General features: G+C 39.7%; 8 protein-coding genes and 5 tRNA genes. All 13 read left to right on the top strand.

What is annotated here, in order from left to right:
* Positions 1 to 24: 24 nt before the first annotated feature.
* The 13 genes from uvrB (at position 25) to C3B55_RS03515 (ending at position 16886) form a co-directional block, all read left to right on the top strand.
* A complete protein-coding gene (gene uvrB, locus C3B55_RS03575) occupies positions 25 to 2040 on the top strand; it encodes an excinuclease ABC subunit UvrB (protein WP_129211529.1) in 2016 nt (671 codons plus the stop codon).
* A 120-nt stretch (positions 2041 to 2160) separates the two neighbouring features.
* A complete protein-coding gene (gene gltX, locus C3B55_RS03570; RefSeq protein ID WP_129211527.1) occupies positions 2161 to 3642 on the top strand; it encodes a glutamate--tRNA ligase in 1482 nt (493 codons plus the stop codon).
* Between the two features lie 150 nt (positions 3643 to 3792).
* Positions 3793 to 3865: transfer RNA gene (locus C3B55_RS03565), tRNA-Ala, on the top strand.
* Positions 3866 to 3962: 97 nt separating this feature from the next.
* A tRNA-Glu gene (locus C3B55_RS03560) sits at positions 3963 to 4038 on the top strand.
* 2481 nt (positions 4039 to 6519) lie between these two features.
* A complete protein-coding gene (gene asd, locus C3B55_RS03555; protein WP_129211525.1) occupies positions 6520 to 7632 on the top strand; it encodes an aspartate-semialdehyde dehydrogenase in 1113 nt (370 codons plus the stop codon).
* A gap of 830 nt (positions 7633 to 8462) precedes the next feature.
* On the top strand, positions 8463 to 9110 hold the full coding sequence (locus tag C3B55_RS03550; RefSeq protein WP_129211919.1) for a phosphoribosylanthranilate isomerase: 648 nt from the start codon (positions 8463 to 8465) through the stop codon (positions 9108 to 9110).
* A gap of 254 nt (positions 9111 to 9364) precedes the next feature.
* A complete protein-coding gene (gene accD / locus C3B55_RS03545) occupies positions 9365 to 10249 on the top strand; it encodes an acetyl-CoA carboxylase, carboxyltransferase subunit beta (protein WP_129211523.1) in 885 nt (294 codons plus the stop codon).
* 32 nt (positions 10250 to 10281) lie between these two features.
* Positions 10282 to 11589 carry a bifunctional tetrahydrofolate synthase/dihydrofolate synthase gene (folC, locus tag C3B55_RS03540; protein WP_129211521.1) on the top strand — a complete coding sequence of 436 codons (1308 nt, stop codon included), beginning with the start codon at positions 10282 to 10284 and terminating at the stop codon, positions 11587 to 11589.
* 628 nt (positions 11590 to 12217) lie between these two features.
* Positions 12218 to 12772, top strand: a complete 555-nt coding sequence (locus C3B55_RS03535; RefSeq protein ID WP_129211519.1) for a CvpA family protein — start codon at positions 12218 to 12220, stop codon at positions 12770 to 12772.
* Positions 12773 to 14040: 1268 nt separating this feature from the next.
* Positions 14041 to 15252 carry an O-succinylhomoserine sulfhydrylase gene (locus C3B55_RS03530; protein ID WP_129211517.1) on the top strand — a complete coding sequence of 404 codons (1212 nt, stop codon included), beginning with the start codon at positions 14041 to 14043 and terminating at the stop codon, positions 15250 to 15252.
* Positions 15253 to 15519: 267 nt separating this feature from the next.
* Positions 15520 to 15595: transfer RNA gene (locus C3B55_RS03525), tRNA-Val, on the top strand.
* Positions 15596 to 15650: 55 nt separating this feature from the next.
* Positions 15651 to 15727 (top strand) — tRNA-Asp (locus C3B55_RS03520).
* Positions 15728 to 16809: 1082 nt separating this feature from the next.
* Positions 16810 to 16886, top strand: a tRNA-Val gene (locus tag C3B55_RS03515).
* Positions 16887 to 20688: the final 3802 nt, after the last annotated feature.

Here is a 20688-nt window from a genome sequence, read left to right as displayed (position 1 = left end):
TGTAGTGCTTTCACGAGATATTTTATGCCGGATTTCCAGCTTGTAACCAATTTTAAACCATCTGGCGATCAGCCGGCAGCTATTCGCCAGATGGTGGAGGGCATTAAAGCTGGTTTGCCGTACCAGACTCTTCTCGGGGTCACCGGTTCTGGCAAAACCTTTAGCATCGCTAATGTGATTGCGCAGATCAACCGCTTAACGTTAGTGCTGGCGCCAAATAAAACATTAGCTGCACAGCTCTATGGCGAGTTTAAAGCGTTCTTTCCACATAATGCTGTAGAGTACTTTGTTTCCTATTATGACTACTACCAGCCTGAAGCTTATGTGCCGTCTTCTGATACTTTTATCGAGAAAGATGCATCAATTAATGCTCGTATTGAGCAGATGCGGTTATCGGCGACTAAAGCGCTACTGGAGCGCAAGGATGCAATCATTGTTACTACGGTATCATGTATCTACGGTTTAGGCAGCCCGGAAACCTATGTTAAGATGTTGCTACGTATTGATTGCGGCGACAAATTTAACCAGCGTGAATTGCTGCGCCGTCTAACTGGCTTACAATATGCCCGTAACGACATAGATTTTGCTCGTGCTACATTCCGTGTGCGCGGTGATGTGATTGACATCTATCCAGCTGAATCCAATCTGGAAGCAATCCGCGTCGAGCTATTCGATGATAAAGTTGAGAGTTTATCAGCCTTTGACCCGCTAACCGGTGAGGTAATCCGTAAACTACCACGCTTTATATTTTACCCGAAAAGCCATTACGTGATTCCGCGTGAAATCTTGATAGGCGCTATCGAAAGCATAAAAATTGAACTAATTAATCGCCTAGAGTACTTGCGCTCTAACAATAAATTAGTAGAGGCGCAACGCCTGGAACAACGTACATATTTCGATCTAGAAATGCTACTAGAGATTGGTTATTGCCGCGGTATCGAAAATTACTCGCGTTACCTTTCAGGTCGTGAATCTGGTATGCCACCACCAACTCTTTACGACTACCTGCCATCTAATGCCTTGCTTGTGATTGATGAGTCCCATGTTAGCGTGCCGCAAATTCATGCGATGTACAAGGGCGATCGTTCACGTAAACAAACTTTGGTAGAATACGGTTTCCGCCTGCCATCTGCACTGGATAATCGCCCAATGCGTTTTGACGAATGGGAGACAATTAGTCCGCAAACTATTTTTGTATCCGCTACGCCTGGTAAGTATGAGGTTGAGCATGCCAGTCGCGTGATTGAGCAGTTAGTGCGTCCAACAGGGTTATTAGAGCCGCAAGTTGAGATTCGCTCGGCGTTGACTCAGGTAGATGATTTGTTCTCGGAGATCACTAAACGTGTGGTTCTAAAAGAACGGGTACTAGTCACTACGCTTACCAAGCGCATGTCTGAAGACCTTACCGACTACCTCGCTAACCATAGCGTGCGTGTACGTTATTTGCACTCAGACATCGACACCGTAGAGCGCGTGGATATCGTACGCGATCTACGTTTAGGTACCTTTGATGTGCTAGTAGGGATCAATCTGCTGCGTGAAGGCCTGGATATGCCAGAAGTGTCACTTGTAGCAATTCTAGATGCTGATAAGGACGGTTTCCTACGTTCCGAGCGTTCTCTAATCCAGACCATTGGCCGTGCTGCGCGTAATATTAATGGTCAGGCTATTCTATACGCAGATCGCATTACTAGTTCTATGGAGCGGGCAATTAGCGAAACTGAGCGTCGTCGTGACAGACAGATTATTTTTAATCTGACTAATAGCGTAACGCCTAAGAGCGTATTTAAGGATGTTCAGAATATTATGGAGTGTTTGACTGTGCCAGGTTTGCGCAATAAGAAGCACACTAGCTTAGTGAAGGCTGCCACAATGAATGCTAAACATGAGAATGCATCGTGTCAATTGAGCGAGGTTACCAAGTATATTCGACACTTAGAGGAGAAAATGTATCAGTTAGTACAGGATCTAGAGTTTGAAGCAGCAGCGCAGATCAGAGATGAGATTAGCAAGTTACGTGAGCGCTTGTTAGTTGTTTAATTGGCAAGCATTGCACTAGTCTACGATTACAGTATCATGGTTTTAGTCATAACCACCTATAACTGTTAAAATTCACTATTTATTTTAATTTTCAGCTTTATCGCATATTCGAGATCTGTCATGATTACTGTACGCACTCGTATTGCGCCATCTCCTACTGGAGATCCTCACGTTGGCACTGCTTATATTGCCTTGTTTAACTACTGTTTTGCTAAACAGTACGGTGGTGAGTTCATCCTTCGCATCGAAGACACTGATCAATTGCGCTCAAACCGTAAGTCGGAACAGCAGATTTTAGATGCTTTGCGCTGGTTGGGTATCACCTGGTCCGAAGGTCCTGACGTTGGCGGCCCTCATGGCCCATATCGTCAGAGCGAGCGAAGCGACATTTATAAACAGTATATCAAGCAACTGGTTAGTATGGGTCATGCCTTTCCGTGTTTTTGCACTGCTGAAGAGCTTAATCAAATGCGTGCTGAGCAATACGCCCGTGGCGAAACACCGCGCTACGATGGTCGCGCACTGCTACTCTCGAAAGAAGACGTAGCTCAGCGCCTGGCTGCTGGAAGGCCTCACGTAATCCGTATGAAGGTGCCTAGCGAAGGCGTATGTGTAGTACCGGATATGCTGCGTGGTGACGTCGAGATCCCGTGGAACCATATAGACATGCAGGTGCTGATGAAAACCGATGGTCTACCGACATATTTCTTAGCTAATGTGGTTGACGATCATCTGATGGGTATTACACATGTGTTACGTGGAGAAGAATGGCTATCGTCGGCAGCTAAACTGATTCTACTTTATGAATACTTTGGCTGGGAGCTGCCACGGTTATGTCATATGCCGTTGTTGCGTAACCCAGATAAAAGTAAGCTTTCCAAGCGTAAAAATCAAACCTCATTAACTTTTTACGAGCGCATTGGTTTTATGCCTGAAGCAATGCTCAACTATTTAGGCCGTATGGGCTGGTCGATGCCAGACGCGCGAGAAAAGTTTTCACTGCAGGAAATGGTTGGGAACTTTGACATGTCTCGTGTATCCCTTGGTGGTCCAGTATTTGATATCGAAAAATTGTCGTGGCTTAACGGCCAGTGGTTACGCGATATGCCGGTAGAAAAGTTTGCTATGCGCATGCAGCAGTGGGCTTTTAGGCCAGAGCATACAATGAAGATTGCATCGCTGGTGCAGAGTAGGGTAGAGACGTTCAGCCAGGTCGTATCATTAGCCGGTTTTTTCTTTACAGATGGAGTAAGCCCGGATGTCAAGCTGTTTGAGTCTAAGAATCTCTCTAGTAATCAGGTTCGTCAATTGATGCAGTTGATTCTGTGGAAGCTCGAAAGCTTACCTCAGTGGGAGAAGAATGTAATTATTTCGACGATTAAGACGGTAGTTGAATCCATGAAGCTAACATTTCGCGATGCTATGCCGTTAATGTTTGCTGCGATCACTGGGCGAGCTAATTCAGTATCAGTACTTGATTCAATGGAAATTCTCGGCCTCGATCTTACATGTTTCCGCCTCCACCAAGCTCTTGATTTACTTGGTGGTGTATCAGAGAAAGAAAAAAAAGAGTGGAAAAATCTGATGGATCTTGCTGTTTAAGCAGCTGACTTTAGCTCTAAAATCTAGTTTGTTTGGGATTTTATTGATAAGTGATTGTTATCTCAACAAAATAATTTTAAAAATTATTAAAAATAAATTTGACACATTTCTAAGTCACCACTAAGATTATGTCTTATAATTTATCGATAAGGGGCTATAGCTCAGTTGGGAGAGCGCTTGCATGGCATGCAAGAGGTCAACGGTTCAATTCCGTTTAGCTCCACAAAATTTATAGACTCATAATTCCGGTCGCACTGTCACTTAATCGATTAAAAATAAATCGATTAGCATGCAACTATGATAAATTTTAGAAGGTTCATGTCCCCTTCGTCTAGTGGCCTAGGACACCGCCCTTTCACGGCGGTAACAGGGGTTCGAGTCCCCTAGGGGACGCCATAGTCATCCACCAGCACTCTAAGAGATTATCGACAGCTATTTTTATAAAAATAGCTGTCGAGCTCGTCTAACGTTTAGATTTTTGTATCTAGTTACGGTATTCTATGTATCACTATTTTAGTGGTATACATGGACCCGTTAATGCGCCACAGTTTTTACTGTTCAATCTACGATTTTTAGCTCTGCTTGTCGTTTCAAAAAACGCATCTTATAGCTCTAAATAAACACCTTTATGCAATTATTGCAAGTTAATTGCAGTGTGTTGCCTAGTTGAGGCGACAGATATTAATAGTTTGGACCATCAAGGTGGCGTCAAGAAAACGTAAACGGATTTTTCCGTATATTACTTAAGCAGTCAGCATCATTAGCTGGCACAGTGAGTTATTGATAAGCATTATTATTTATAATACCCTACGCATCAAATACTACATTAATTAATGTAAAGTTTCTAGATGAAAGCGTTTTTATGTAAGATTATTTGCCTGCAGGATGGATGGCAAAGGCAAAGTAATTATTCCATTTGTTTTCAAGGAACTGTGTGAGTTAGTGATCATCCTAGTATTTTGTTAAATATTATTATTATGCCAATAATACTATATCCATGAGAGATGAGTTCGATGTTGATATGCAATTATTCTAAGATTTAAGATTTTTTTAACGCAATGTATTAAGAATATAATTTGCAAAAGATAAGCTGTTTATCAGTCGTTGCCTCATCTAGTAGTTGTTCAAATTACTTAATTAGCTTGGGCAAGCTGTGCAAATGTCTCTGTCCCAAATATGGGCCAGTTTTGCTGGAATTTCATTTGTGCTAAGTGGTTTCCAGTTATTGATACTAGAGTCCAGTTTAGAGTTGTACGTCATTGCCGCAATGGTGTAAATGATTTTTTGTCCTGATAGCTAAGAGTAGTGTCGCACACAAATTATCAATGAACCTTTAGCGCGTTCACTGGTAAAAGCTTAAAATATGTCAGCAATACATGGTCTGGCTACAAGCTATTTACGGCAATGCTCATCGCCAAGTCTTTTCAGTTAGCGAATTTTGGTTACAGTGTTGTCTAGACTATGAATCCTAATGCTTTAGGTGATTTCCAGCTTTAATTGGCCTTAAAATAGTGGATAAAGTTTGAAGTTGTGATAATGGTTATACATGCTTGTGTAGTTTTTTAAGGGCACACAATCAGCACATGCATAGAATAATTTATTGAATTGCTTGGTCGGCATGTCGAGCAATGAAGATGTGTATTAAGCCAATAGAGTATGCTTTCGTGGTACGTTAGGTAAGGCTTGATATTCTATGACTATGAGTCTAAAAACAAATCTCATGCATTCTTGGATGCGTTGTACCATTTATTTAGTATTTTGCGTTCAGCGTTATTAACGCAGATATTAATTATAATATGGCTTGCTTTTCATCCCAACTTATGAGTACACATAGTGCTATCATGACTATGACTATTGGTTATACAGAACCGCACTTTATTTTGATTGATTTAATTTGCGTTTAAAGTAGTGGTTTTGATTAGTGGCGTATGTTGCTAATATAAGTGTCGTCGAGCTAAAGTGTTAGAGTGAGACGGTTGATAATTTTGAGCACTAGATAACTGACTTGTATTTTACGATGCTGGCCGCTTAACCTATCTGGTTGTCGGATTTGTGAAGCAGCCCTGGTCGATTTTCTAAAAATCGTAATAGTATGCTGACGCTTACGCTTTCAGCGTGATTTTAATGATCATCATGACTGTAATAGTACAAGCAGTTCTTAGCAATTCAGGTCGTGTGGTAGCTATGTTAAAAATCGTAGCAAAATAATATTGATGCGTCATATGATGAACTAATTATACCGGTGTAAATTTTACAGTACTACGTTTTAGTATAGTAGCATTCAGAGTTTTAACTCAATATGCGTTTAGTGAGTATGTATTCAGCCTATATAAATGTTATGTACAGCTGCATGATAGTATGCACGATATAATTTATCCAGAAGATAAAATAAGATAAAATGCATGCTTAGCAAAGCAGTTATTACCCTTCTCATCAAGCATGATGCATTTTAAAACTCTCTAGGTCAGATCAATAAAAAAATAACTATTATAATGGTTAACTGGGTGATTAATATCTATTGAAATGTTCAATAGATATTCACAATAAAAACATGTATAATCTATGCCACGGTTCAGCGTTAGATATTGCGATGGCAGTGTATCATCAACCAGCTAGCAATTATTTTGTCTGTTTCAATAATTCTGCGTTATGGCTGCAATCTTAGCTAAGCGGCCATGTAATTTAGAGAAGACTGTAAGCCTAGTGTTAGATCAAAATTTGCACCCTAGTGAACATATGATCACTAGGGTGCGTTAAAATCAATACATAAGAAATGCGCGACACAGTAGTCGCTACGCTGCAGAATCTATAATCTTTTTGGGCTGCCTTGCAGTGATTACTGCAGGGCAGCCCAATTTATAACAAGGTTTGATTGCTATGAAACGTGTAGGTCTGATCGGGTGGCGCGGTATGGTCGGTTCCGTGCTTATGCAGCGAATGTTAGATGAGCTGGATTTTAATCTTATTGAGCCGGTGTTTTTTACTACTTCGAACGTTTATGGCCAAGGGCCATTCGTTGGAAAGGATATCAATCCGCTCAAAGACGCCTTCAGCATTGAAGAGCTAAAAATTCTTGATGTGATTTTAGCTTGCCAAGGCGGTGCCTACACTAACGAAATCTTTCCCAGGTTACGCAAAAGTGGCTGGCAGGGTTACTGGATCGATGCCGCCTCAAGTCTTCGTATGCATGATGACGCCGTCATTATCCTTGATCCAGTAAACCGTAAAATTATCGATCGACAATTAGATGCCGGCATTAAGAACTATATTGGCGGCAACTGTACTGTCAGCCTAATGCTAATGGGTTTGGGTGGCTTGTTCGAAGCTGGCCTGGTCGAGTGGATGAGCGTCATGACTTATCAGGCAGCGTCTGGCGCTGGTGCACAGAACATGCGTGAACTAATCAAGCAAATGGGCGCAACTCATGCAGCTGTTGCTAATCAATTAATGGATCCTGCTAGCGCAATTCTTGATATCGACCGTTGTGTAGCCGATGCCATGCGCAGCGATGCTTATCCGACTAAAATGTTCGGTGTACCATTGGCTGGTAGCCTGATCCCATGGATTGACAAGGAACTGCTGAATGGTCAGAGCCGCGAAGAGTGGAAAGCCCAGGCCGAAACTAACAAAATCCTCGGTCGCCTTAAGAGTCCAATACCAGTGGACGGTATTTGTGTACGCATTGGCGCTATGCGCTGCCATACTCAGGCGCTAACTATCAAGCTAAATAAAGACGTGCCGATTACCGATATCGAATGGCTGATCAGCCAGCATAACCCATGGGTTAAACTAGTACCAAACAGTCGCGACATCAGCATAAAGGAATTGAGTCCAACTATGGTTACCGGCACCTTAAATGTGCCGGTGGGCCGTTTGCGTAAGCTAAACATGGGCACCAAATTTCTTGGTGCGTTCACTGTTGGCGACCAACTGCTATGGGGTGCAGCCGAGCCGTTGCGTCGTATGTTACGAATTTTGCTGGAACGTTGATCAGTTGTTTGGAATAACAAGCTAGTGTTTTTTAGTGATAGACCATGGTTACTGACGCTTTAGTATTACTGGATGTGCGCCTGGCTTACTGATACTGGTGTGCACGCCTAAAGTCAAGTGATGCACTTTAGATACCCAGGTAGAGCTTTATTAATAAAGGCATGAGTGAATAATGTAAATATCAATTTACCACAAGATATTAGAGTTAACTAATATCAAGGTTATTACTTTTGTATTTTTATGCGCGTTTCAAGGCCATTACTAGTCGCTATTGTTATGTGATGTACAACGATAAGATCTGTTCGTTGTTCCTTAACCAGGAAAGCACTCAGAAACCATCATCTGTTAGATGCTAAGCGTATAGTGAAGGTTACGCAGTATCTAGTTGGCGCGCATGATTTCAGTACTTTCTTTACTAGGTAAGTATCAGGTTTAGGCACCGATTACATAAATATATTACTTTCTGGTCACTCGTCAGTATAAAATAATTGTGCCAAATATCTGCGCCATGGCTTTTCTGTACTAAATAGTGCGCAATATCACAGATGTACTAATGATTATGGGAGTTAGCGGAACGTACTAATACAGTGAGTTAAAGAAGTACCGAAAAGCTGTATTCCCCACATTGGCTTACATTACAGCGTATCCGTTCAGTCTGTACCTAGCGGATATACAGTGCTTCAACTAGTTTGAATTACCAGACTGTTTTATTGATTTGTATTTTGCTGTATAGTTTAAAGAACTTCACAGCTGAGATCCAGAAGAGCTTTTTACTCATTTGCAGTTTTATCAATCTAAATCTTAGGCTTGTATTATATATGTCAGCCGTTATGTCAGTCGTGCGCAGCAAAATTTGTGGGATTACTCGTATAGAAGATGCGCTCGCGGCAGTTGATGCTGGGGCAGATGCAATTGGTTTTGTGTTTTATGCTAAAAGTCCGCGTGCGATAAATGTATTCCAAGCGCTGGAGATTGTCGCTGCGCTGCCGCCATTTGTCACAACCGTGGGTTTGTTTGTTAACCCTAGCTGCTACGAACTCAATAAAACCCTTGATGTCGTGCAACTAGACATGTTGCAGTTTCACGGTGACGAAAGTTCTGCCGAGTGCGAAAGCTATAAACGTCCGTACATTAAAGCATTACGTGTCAAGGTTGGAGATGACATTGCTACTGCGTGTAACGCCTATACTGGCGCTCGTGGCATCTTGTTAGATGCCTATGTTAAAAGCGTACCTGGTGGTACAGGTGAGGTGTTTGATTGGAAGCTTATTCCAAAAGGCTTAAATAAGCCAATTATCCTGGCTGGTGGGCTGAACCATGCGAATGTCAGCGTAGCTATCAAGCAAGTTAGGCCGTATGCGGTGGATGTCAGCAGTGGAGTTGAGCAGGATAAAGGTATAAAAAATCACCATAAGATTCACGCATTCATGCAGGCTGTGCACAAAAGCAGTAGGATTAATATGATGATAAACAAATAGTCTACTTTTGCCCATAAATAAACCACTTGTATGAATAAGGCTAACGCTAGGACTAGTACCGTCTATCTTTAGGTTAAAATCCGCAAATAGTAGCAACTCTGCGCTAGAGATTACCTGGCGAGTTAAGGATGTATATGAGGCATGACCAGTCTAGTGTTTAAAATATATCCAGTAATGTATTATATCTAAATATAAATTTAGCTTAATGGTATATGCGGTGCTGTGTTCAAGCTACGGTACTGGAGAAAGAAAGCATGAGCAACTGGTTAGTAGATAAACTGATCCCTTCTATCATGCGTTCAGAGGTTAAGAAAAGCTCCGTGCCTGAAGGTCTATGGCACAAATGCCCATCCTGTGATGCGGTGCTGTACCGCCCGGAACTTGAAAGGACCTTAGACGTTTGTCCAAAGTGTAGTCACCATATGCGTATCAGCGCTCGCGCGCGTATCAATATCTTCCTTGATATCGATAGCCGTAACGAGCTTGGTGCTGAGCTGGAACCGATTGACCGTCTTAAGTTTCGCGATAGCAGGAAGTACAAAGACCGTCTTACTGCTGCACAGAAGCAGACTGGCGAGAAAGATGCACTAGTTTCGGTTAGTGGTAAATTGTTTGGTATGCCAGTGGTGGTATCTGCTTTTGAGTTCTCTTTTATGGGTGGTTCCATGGGTGCTATTGTCGGTGAACGTTTCGTACGTGCTGCTAATTATGCCTTAGAAAACCGTTGCCCAATGATTTGCTTTGCTGCCTCTGGTGGTGCACGTATGCAGGAAGCGTTAATCTCTCTGATGCAGATGGCTAAAACCTCTGCGGTACTGGCGCGTTTACATGAAGAAGGTATCCCGTTTATTTCTGTACTGACTGACCCAGTTTACGGTGGTGTTTCTGCTAGTCTTGCTATGCTCGGTGACGTGATAGTTTGTGAGCCAAAAGCTTTGATTGGTTTTGCTGGGCCGCGCGTCATTGAACAAACTGTTCGTGAAAAATTACCGCAAGGTTTTCAGCGTAGCGAGTTCTTACTGGAGCATGGTGCAATTGATTTGATCATCCCACGTAGTGAGCTACGTCTACGCCTCAGCAGCCTGTTAGCACAAATGATGGGATTGCCAAGACCTACGTGTGTGACGCCTAAAATTTAACCAACTTATTATACATCGGTATCAATAAGCTTATGATTCAACGTAAGCTAGGCGAATGGCTCGCCTACCTCGAGCAGTTGCATCCTTTAGTTATCGATATGAGCCTAGAGCGTTCACAACAGGTAGTGGCACGGCTTGGATTGGGCGGCCAGTCAACACCACGAGTAATCACTGTAACTGGCACTAACGGTAAAGGCTCTACCTGTGCCTTTGTTGCGTCGCTGCTGCAAGCCCAAGGGCTAAAAGTTGGTGTTTACACTTCACCGCATTTGTTACGTTATAACGAGCGAGTACACCTCGATGGCATTGAGGCTACTGATGAACAGCTTTGTGAAGCTTTTGCTGCACTTGATGTCGGGCGCCGTGAAATTTCTTTAACCTATTTTGAAATGGGTACCTTGGCGGCATTTTGGCTATTTAAGCGTGCACAGTTAGATGTAGTTATACTTGAAGTAGGGTTTGGCGGGCGTCTAGACACAGTTAACTTGATGGATGCTGATCTTGCGCTAGTAACTAGCATTGGTATTGATCATTCTGACTACTTGGGTAATACACGCGAGTCCGTGTCCTATGAAAAGGCTGGCATCTTCCGCTATGGCAAGCCTGTGCTGTGTGGTGATCCAGATCCGCCACAACCATTGCTGGATAAGGTTCATGAGCTTGACTGCCAATTCTTCTTACGTGGTCGCGAGTTTGATTTTAATATTAGCGGTAAACATTGGCAGTGGCGTGGGCGTAATGTACGCGGTCAAGCTGTAGAGCTGCATAATTTACCACTACTGAACTTGCCGATGGAAAATGCTGCACTTGCTTTACAAGCTTATTCATTGCTAGATCTAGCTTGGAATGCAGGGCAAATTGCTGCTACATTACAAGCAGTCCGCGTGGTTGGACGCTTAGATCGTCGTGTTCTTGAATGGCAAGGCAGATACTTGAGCCTACTGCTAGACGTAGGGCACAACCAGCACGCTGCTGAATACCTGGCGCAGCGCTTATCACTTACGTCACTGGCTGGTCGCCGCCTAGCGGTATTTGGGTTATTAGCTGATAAGGATTTGAATGGTGTGGTTGCCCCATTGCTCGATCATGTCCAGACTTGGGCGGTAGCACCGTTAAATACATTGCGCTGCCGTCCAGCTACTGAATTGGAAATAGTTTTGCAAACCCTTGGTGCATCAGTAGAGTCATATACAAGCGTCACGGCTGCGCTTGAAGCGCAATGCATGGCAGCAACTGCTGAAGATGAGATTTTATTATTCGGATCATTTTATTGTGTTGCCGAGGCGCTGGAGTGGTTAGCAAAGCGCTTTACGCAGAAAACTGATAGTATTAATGGATAGCACATACAGGTATGTAAATAGTCCAAGCTTTAATATTAGTGGCATTAGTAGTGATTTTCTGCCGATGCTGTTTTTTACATTATTATAAGCAGCGCTAGGTAATTAGTGATGCACTAACTACGCCTCAGGCACTGACGATGCATTAAGCTCAACTTGATGCAGTGGTAACTACCGTAATCTATCGTTCTAAGCAGGCCTGACATGTTGCAAAGTGGTATTGATCAGATTGGCTTGCTAAATTAGTTAATTAATCCAGTTAGCCAGCTTGACTAATTGTAAAACGTCGATGCTTTGCACAAACAAGTTATGCGCCTAAAATGCTATAACGTCTATACTCATAATGCTGAAGCTATGAATTGCGTATTTATTGGTCTGTTAGTTGAGTAAATTGAGGTCGACTATCTTCGTGATCTGCTTTGGTCTACGGTAGAATTTAAATAGCTTTTTAGTACGCTTCTAGCCCGAGCATAGCTGAATATTTGCTTACTTTGATTGGTAATACGCTCTCATATTCAGATGAGTCAGACAAGTATAACTAATTGATTTATAAAATACCTGTAATTGCAGTTTACCGATATCCTGGTGCTCTGCTAAAATACGCAGCCTTAACCGTACGTAAGGTTGCGTTGTGTCATTTACCTTGGCTGATTGGGCGATCGTTGCAATCGTCGCTATTTCTGGATTAATTAGTTTAAGCCGTGGCTTTGTAAAAGAAGCGCTATCGTTGTTGACCTGGATTCTTGCAGGAGTAGTAACCTGGATGTTCGGTGGTTCGCTGTCTGGTTACTTGAATAGGTACATAGAAACATCTTCACTACGTGTTATTGTTAGTTGCGTTATTATGTTCATTGTCACACTTATAGTGGGGGCAATGGTCAACCATCTTATTTGTAAGTTAATACGTATCAAAGGTCTCTCTGGGATTGATCGATTTCTTGGCATGTCTTTCGGCATTGCACGTGGTGGTTTGCTTGTGGTTGTAGGGGTCGGGTTATTGAGCTTGGGGCCAGTACAACAGGATTTATGGTGGCAGGAGTCGATACTCGTGCCAAAATTTTTATTAGTTGCGGATTGGTCTAAAAACCTCATTCTTAGTTTAAGCAGTCGGTGGCTGGCCATAGTAACTGGCTTACCTTTTAATCTATTGTTCAAAGAGCAATTTTTATTAGTTACAACACTTTAGCAAGCTATACCTAATCAAGATTTATTAAGTATAATGGGTTATGTCGCATATATGGCGTTATCGATTGTCAGTGGCATGTTAGTTAGGTGCTGTATACAGCGCTAACTGTCCTTGAGGCACGGATGGCAGGCTGTGTCTACGTAATGAGAATAATACAGCAGTTTATGTAACGTGCTTTATTAGAATTATATGCAGCGTTTAATCTAGAATGCTGATATTGGTTGTGTTATGTTAGCCAGTTGTCATGAGCTCTGTTTGGCTTCAAATTAACTATTTGCGGCAACTTGCCTTATAGTATAAGGCAAGCGCATACAGGTTATCTGGCTAAGCACGATAAACTGCGGTAAAAAGAGCAAGATGTGCTTGCTGCCATTCTGACGTATAGAATTATTATCTTCATAGTTATGCCATAATAGCAATGGCTATCTGTTATAATATTGATAATTTTCCTTGTCTACATAGTTCCGTCACGTTATATACAGCTAGAGTAATACTGATAAAGTGTTCAGTGTATGATTACCCCAACAAGTGTATCCGCAGACGTTCTTAGTTTTACTTAAACTCATGACCCATCATCTGGTAAAACAATGCTTACACTAAAGATAGTGCGCTGCATATCCACCAGTACCATATTTTTTAGAAACTTAATAATTGCATTTTAGAATATATATCTGGTGCGCTAATACGCAATTATTAATAATATTTCGGTGTAAAAGACGCATATGCTGATGGGTAAGCTGATAGTCAAAAAAATTTTGTATGCGTCATAAGTACAATATCAATGTAGTTATTTCTGTCCAGCATACCAGTTGTGCTGCTGTATTGACACTAACCAAACACTTGAACTTAAAGTTTTGTGAAGTCCTTGTTAAGAACGATTACATCGTTTACATTCCTCAATGCCAATAATTTGGCATTCAAAAAACCGGTGCAAAACGTATACTTCTGCTCTACAGCGTTAAGTCGTATGCTACTGAAACGTATATAGTATCGATATGCTGAGCGCCAACGCACTAATCGGTTTACACGTTTAACCTAAAACGTGGCTAACTTGATGTATGCAGGATAACTTATATATAAAGATTTGCTTAATCTGATCGACGTGGTTGGTGCTGGCAAGATTAATATCAAGCGGTCATATAATGATTTATTGAAGGTTAAGACAAAAGTAATTAGTGCATCATCAATATGTACAGCAACTCAGTAAAACTAGCTCTTATGAACTAATTTTTGTACTTTAAATAAAGTCTTAAGTAAGGAGTATTAACATGAGTAAAGAATGGGATGCTGGTCGATTAGATAGCAATCTTGATGGTGTAGCTTTTAATACTTTGGCTGTACGCGCCGGCCAGCACCGCACCTCAGAAGGTGAGCACAGTGATCCGATATTTTTTACTTCCAGTTATGTATTCCGTACTGCTGCCGACGCTGCAGCGCGTTTTGCCGGTGAAGTGCCTGGTAACGTGTATTCTCGTTACACTAACCCGACTGTGCGTGCGTTCGAGGAACGTATTGCAGCACTGGAAGGTGCTGAATTAGCAGTTGCCATGGCTACTGGTATGGCTGCTATCCTAGCATTAGTGATGAGCCTATGCAGTTCTGGCGACCATGTATTAGTGTCACGTAGCGTATTTGGATCGACTATCAGTCTATTTGAGAGGTACTTTAAGCGCTTCGGTATTGAAGTGGACTACGTGCCTTTAGCAGACCTATCTGGCTGGGAAGCATCGATTCAGACCAACACAAAACTATTGTTTGTTGAGTCGCCGTCTAACCCGTTGGCCGAATTGGTCGATATCAACGCGTTATCTAAATTAGCGCACACCAAGGGCGCAATGTTGGCGGTAGATAACTGCTTCTGTACGCCAGCACTACAGCAACCGTTGAAGCTGGGAGCAGACATTGTTGTGCATTCGGCTACGAAATTTATCGATGGTCAGGGCCGCTGTATGGGCGGTGTAGTTGCTGGTTGTGGCGAGCAGATGAGGGAGGTATTGGGTTTCATGCGCACTGCTGGCTCGGCTCTTAGCCCGTTCAATGCCTGGATCTTCCTTAAAGGACTAGAAACTCTAAGCTTGCGTATGAATGTGCATTGTGCAAATGCTATAGCCTTAGCTGAGTGGCTAGAGCAGCAGGCAGGTATCAAGAAGGTGTATTATGCTGGGCTTAAAAGCCATCCACAGCACATGCTAGCTAAGCAGCAGCAACGTAATTTTGGCGCAGTGTTAAGTTTTGAAGTAAGAGGCGGTAAAGATGGTGCTTGGCGCTTTATTGATGCAACACGCCTTATTTCTATTACTACTAACCTGGGTGATAGCAAAACTACGATTACTCATCCGAGCACTACGTCGCATGGGCGTCTAGCACATCAGGAACGTGAAGCAGCGGGTATTGGCGATAGCCTGATCCGTATATCGGTAGGTTTGGAAGACATAGCTGATTTACAAGCTGACATTACTCGTGGGCTGACTGTTTTGTGATTGAGTTGCTAACAAAAGTTATAGCAGACGGTAAAGGCTATCTTGTGCTGCCGATCGACATTGTTTTATGTCTAAGATTTAACGTGACATAATAGTGATGGTATAGCATCTAGCATGGATAATAACATGAACTAAAAAAATAATTTACAGTAAGCATGGCCTATAAGCTGTATTGAAACAATTTTATCTTTTTCACAAAAAAACTTCAAGTAGGCTATTGACTTAGGTTACCTATATGCGTAAATTTCGCAGCCTCAATGAAGCAAAGGGTGATTAGCTCAGCTGGGAGAGCATCTGCCTTACAAGCAGAGGGTCGGCGGTTCGATCCCGTCATCACCCACCACTTTCTGAGAGTCTTACTTCAAAAAAATATGCAGCATCACAGATTGTGCCAACGCGCAGCGGTAGTTCAGTCGGTTAGAATACCGGCCTGTCACGCCGGGGGTCGCGGGTTCGAGTCCCGTCCGCTGCGCCATACCTGCCATTATGCCTATCAAGTGTCTTGAAATATATAAGTAAGCCTTTAGGATCTAATACCAAAAGACCTTGATCAAAAAAATCATATTTTTACTTGTAATGTAATTTTAAGTAGATCTCAGATGAATGCCGCAAAAACTAGTTTTGTTTAACAATTATTTCTAATCATATAATAAAATTATATAGTAGATGGCTATATTATAGTGCTTATAGTTGCTAATGTTATATGTAAAATTTGCACACTAAAAAAATTAGTCATGCAGCAAGATTGCAAACACATCAAATGCTCTGCATTATTCATGAATATAAAGCCAGAACTCTATTTGCTAGTTACACATATTTTGCCTGTGACGGCGATAGTCCTAAAAGTAAAATATTACTACCATAGGTGGTACATCAGTAGCACTGATAGTGTTAATAAGTAATTATATTTCACCAGTGTAGTAGTTTGACGGCATTAGCATTTTAGTTAATTGATTGCCTAAACGTTGCATTAATAATAACTGAAGCTCTGCGCAGCATTGATTTAGTTGCAAATTTTAGTATTTAGTTTGCCTAGGCAGGCGTGTTGCCTGCAACTATGATAAGCTTAGCGTTAACCTTATCCTGATAGTAGCATTATACGTCAAATTAGTATTATATACATATATATGTGTGGGCGCCAATTACCCGTTGACCATGCTACCTTGAATACTTTAAAGTTGCAACTTTACTTAGCATAACCGTAATACCAAAACTATGCACTATCAAAATAGTATGCTGGAAAAAACTGATATAGCCAGCGTTAATTAAACATACATTAGTTTTGATTATGTCTTGTAGTATAAATAAACGTAGCAGTAAATTGCATTCGTAGGCGTGGCGAAATATAATTAATTATGGTGGTAGTGGCCATTTAACATCATAAAATCCATATTTTATATCTTGCTAATAGGTCAATTTTGCCTGAGTTAGAATGTTTTTTAGCCAGCCGAAAACCTCTGGAATGTCTTTTATAAATACATTATGTATATATTTATATAGTTAGTAGTAAAAAATCTTGACACTCCTGTAGAATCTCTGTGAATATATTTTCACATTAGGCACGTAGCTCAGTTGGTTAGAGCACCACCTTGACATGGTGGTGGCCGTTGGTTCGAACCCAATCGTGCCTACCAAATAAAATATTAACTCTGTTGGTCAATTTTAGAATGGCTAACAGAATAGTTAAACATTTTTTATTGTTTAAAACTTGCTTTTGCGTCTTATTTGAGATTTGCTACCCACCTTTGCACTATTTTTCTATTGACAAATGTGCGCTTAAGTATTGTAAGCCTCTAAGACAAAAAACTAGTAGGCCAGAGCAAATAACTATATTGCATTATATGGAGATCAATATGGATAATAATAAAAACATTAATGCTAGATTAAATTTTATGCTGATTATTGCGTATACCATAGTAATTATTATTTAGTATATGTCGGTAGCTTAGATTATAAAATTTAAGATACGATACTATATAATCTAATGTCTATAACTGAATAGTGTGCCTATGAGTGCCATTCTTCTTAATGTTGTTAAATGTCTTATTTTTAAGCAGGAAAGAAAGGTAGTCGCGCAGTTTTTATAAAAAACAATTTTTAAAAGATCTTTCTGTTACTAATATTTTAGTTGGTCATCACATGTAATATGGAAGATTAGATTCAGTGGCAATCACTATATATAAGTTACTTAATTTTGTCTGTGCTTAATGGCTTTATTTATTTGTAGCTGTGGTACTGATTTGTCAAGATTAAAGCTTATTTATTCATTTAATTTATATTCAGAATATATTAAAACGCTAAATAGGTGCTGGCAAAAACATTAGTATTAGGCACAGTAGTGTTAGTGAATGATTGCGCTTGGTATTTATGGCTAAGTAGTAAAGCGGTAGCTAATATTTCACACGCTATTAGATTAACCTGAGCTGGAATGATGCGTCGATCTTCAGGTGCAGACAGTTAATGGATGCATCAACTCAATTAGTATCGTCGTAGAAGTTTGTTGGGGCCTTAGACCTAAGGCTTTTAAGGTAATCTCTATGTTTAGCTTTAAGCCGTTAATATAGTTGCGGCTATATTATCCATTAACAGTTAGAGAAATACCTTGGTAACGGCTTGTTTATATAGTTGGTGCAGTATTTTGCAGTCATCCATGTTATAGATAATCACATCCAGCATACTAGCGTAGTATAATGTTTCTGATGTTGATTGAAGATCTGCCTACACTTGTAAAAGCGTAGGCTTTACTAGTAACCTAGTTGTTTTGCAGATATTACAGCGTGTAATTGCCATATTTGAGTTCGTCTTCAATTACGAGGATGCTTATTGTAAAAACTGGGAAAGCTTTAGTTCTATTCGCTGCACAAGGGTACAGTTAAATTAATTGTCACTAGCTCACCAGATATTTATAGTTAATAACTAAGCACTTATTCTCTGCTCTGAAAGTTTATGGACTTAAATTATGCTTGGACTATCTTATTTTGGCCATAGGTATTTGTGCTTGATAATAAATTCTAAGTTAGTAGCAAGAAAGTTACAAAGTGCAGGATAAATACTTTTTTTATTATAGCTTTCTTTAAAAAAGTTGATCGCGGTATTTGCATAATCAGTTAATAGAGCTAAATGCTTTAAGCAACCAACCAAAGATGATAAACCTGTAGACAACCTCTGACCTAAACTATTAAACTTCTAGAAACTAGTTTAGTTTTTTATATTATGAAGACATATGGTTAGGGTATAGTGTTGCTTAGTCCGTTATCGGACAATTGCTAAAGCTAAAGCCTTCAAGCGTTGTTGACTAAAAACTAACTAAAGCAAAGATAAAATAACACTAAGTTATATATTTATGAAGCACTATACTGCACAGTAATTAACAGAGTTAGCAGTCAACTTATCTAGGTTTAACCATTGGTTGTCGGGTTCATTTAGCATGTTAGTTCTGTGTGCAGTCATAGTATTATTGAATAGATTCAACAGCGTAGAGCTTCTGAGCTAATTTTTAGTTTAATAAAAATTAAAGATGTTTAGGCATAAGTGATAACGGTAAAAACAGACAAAATAATACTAAAACTGATACTTATCAAATAAGTCTCTATTTATTATAACTATAATAATTATCGAGTTAATAATTTTTATATATAAATAGTAAGGTATGTGTAAGTGTTAAGTTTAGTTAACGCTGCAGAAGAAAATCTTGCTGTAAAGTATTTTTTTAGTGTGTATCTTGCATGAACATAGTATTTAGTTTTTATGAATTTGTTAACCACTGAAACTATAAAAATCTTGTCTAGCTTATGATTCTGGCAGTTTCATACAATATAATGAGATTATATCTAGGAACGAAAATAGAGGTAAAGTTAGTTTATTTACCTGTATGCATGCATACTTATAATTAATATTCCTAAAGCATCCGTTACAGTTTGTCATGTTCTAGGTATTAGTTATAATAACTATCTCTAAAACCTAGTTGTTTTGTATGTTTGGATCACGAGCGATAACCCAATCGTACTTACCGACAAGTTATTTGGTTTTGCGCAAAAAAAAGCAATTATCCGCATTTACAAGAGGAAAGAATGAATACTCTGCAAATACAAGATGTGTATATCTTGTATATTAGGTATCAAATTTGAAAGACAACTGAACAATTATCAGATTAACATTGATAATTGTGTTAGCTATAGGCTTGAATGACAATTAAGAATAGCATTAGCAGAAATCATAGCGCTAAAAAAAAGAAAGTTTTCAGTACCAACTTTATTAGTTTGTTCTCTGACTTTTGATTACTACTAATATAGACTTATTTAGAGCATAAAAGTATTTATGGGCGCTTGGAGGTGCTGAGATAAAAGCAAAAGTTGTACTGAGCAGATTACATTGCTTGATATAAACTAATATATTATAGTTAAACAAATAGTGATGAGTATTCAGATTAGCATAGACAAAGCCAGCTTTGTCTTCCAAGCAACTAAATAGCATTATTTGAAATTGTTAAAAATTATACTTTAGATGTTGTTTTAAAAACATATGTGATAGTAATATCACTAGTTATTATTTTATAGAGTTATTAGACGAAGATCATGTTAAATTATTAACGCAGCTATTTAGCTTATTTAAAATATGTTTGTTACACATCAATTAAATTGATTGACACTTAAATAATTTAAATTATATAGATATTAGTAATTTACTTTGCACTGCAAAGTATTACTGGCAGTGATTATAAAATTAGCGTGAATCTATGACATTGCTATTTACTGAATGCTTTTTGATGGTTGCTATGCTTGTTATTGCATCGGCTACTCTATCTATTTTTTATGTGCCAATAGTGAAGTTACTAAATCCAAAATCTGGCTTGATTATTACGTTGCTTACTAATAAATTTTTTTGACTATACAGGATAGTATTAAGATTTATTAAAAACATGCTTATCAGTTTTAATGCATTAATTACTATGCTAAATAAAACTTTCTATATCGTAATAAAAGTTATCATCATTTTTTGACTGTTTTAATTTAAATATATCGAAAAGTAAAAACTCGATATTTTGTCGGTACATATAACCCATAGCATAAGCTCAAAGCTTTTTATTAAACAACTAATTTCGGTAATAAGGTTAAAGCTTTATTGAAGCCATACAAGACCAAGCACTAACGCTACATAGTACGTAGCGGATTTTGTATAAAAACTAACGCTAACATGAATATCTTTTAATTCACTTGAGTAACTTGCAAACTGACCAGGACTAGAAAATAGTTTAGAATATTCTAAAAAAAATACCTAGATCTTAAGGCTATTATAGCTACTGGTGCTATCTCATTCGTATGTTCGGTAAAATTTTGTAGAGTACGAGGAGATAACATTGGTGACTTTGACCATATTAGCATATGGCAAACCAGACCATGTGATTAATTCTTGATTCTCTGTAGCAAGCACTCTGGG

This window comes from Candidatus Pseudomonas adelgestsugas, from assembly GCF_004124255.1.
In the GTDB taxonomy this organism is placed as follows: Bacteria; Pseudomonadota; Gammaproteobacteria; order Pseudomonadales; family Pseudomonadaceae; genus Aquipseudomonas; species Aquipseudomonas adelgestsugas.
This window is presented reverse-complemented; position numbering and strand designations above follow the sequence as displayed.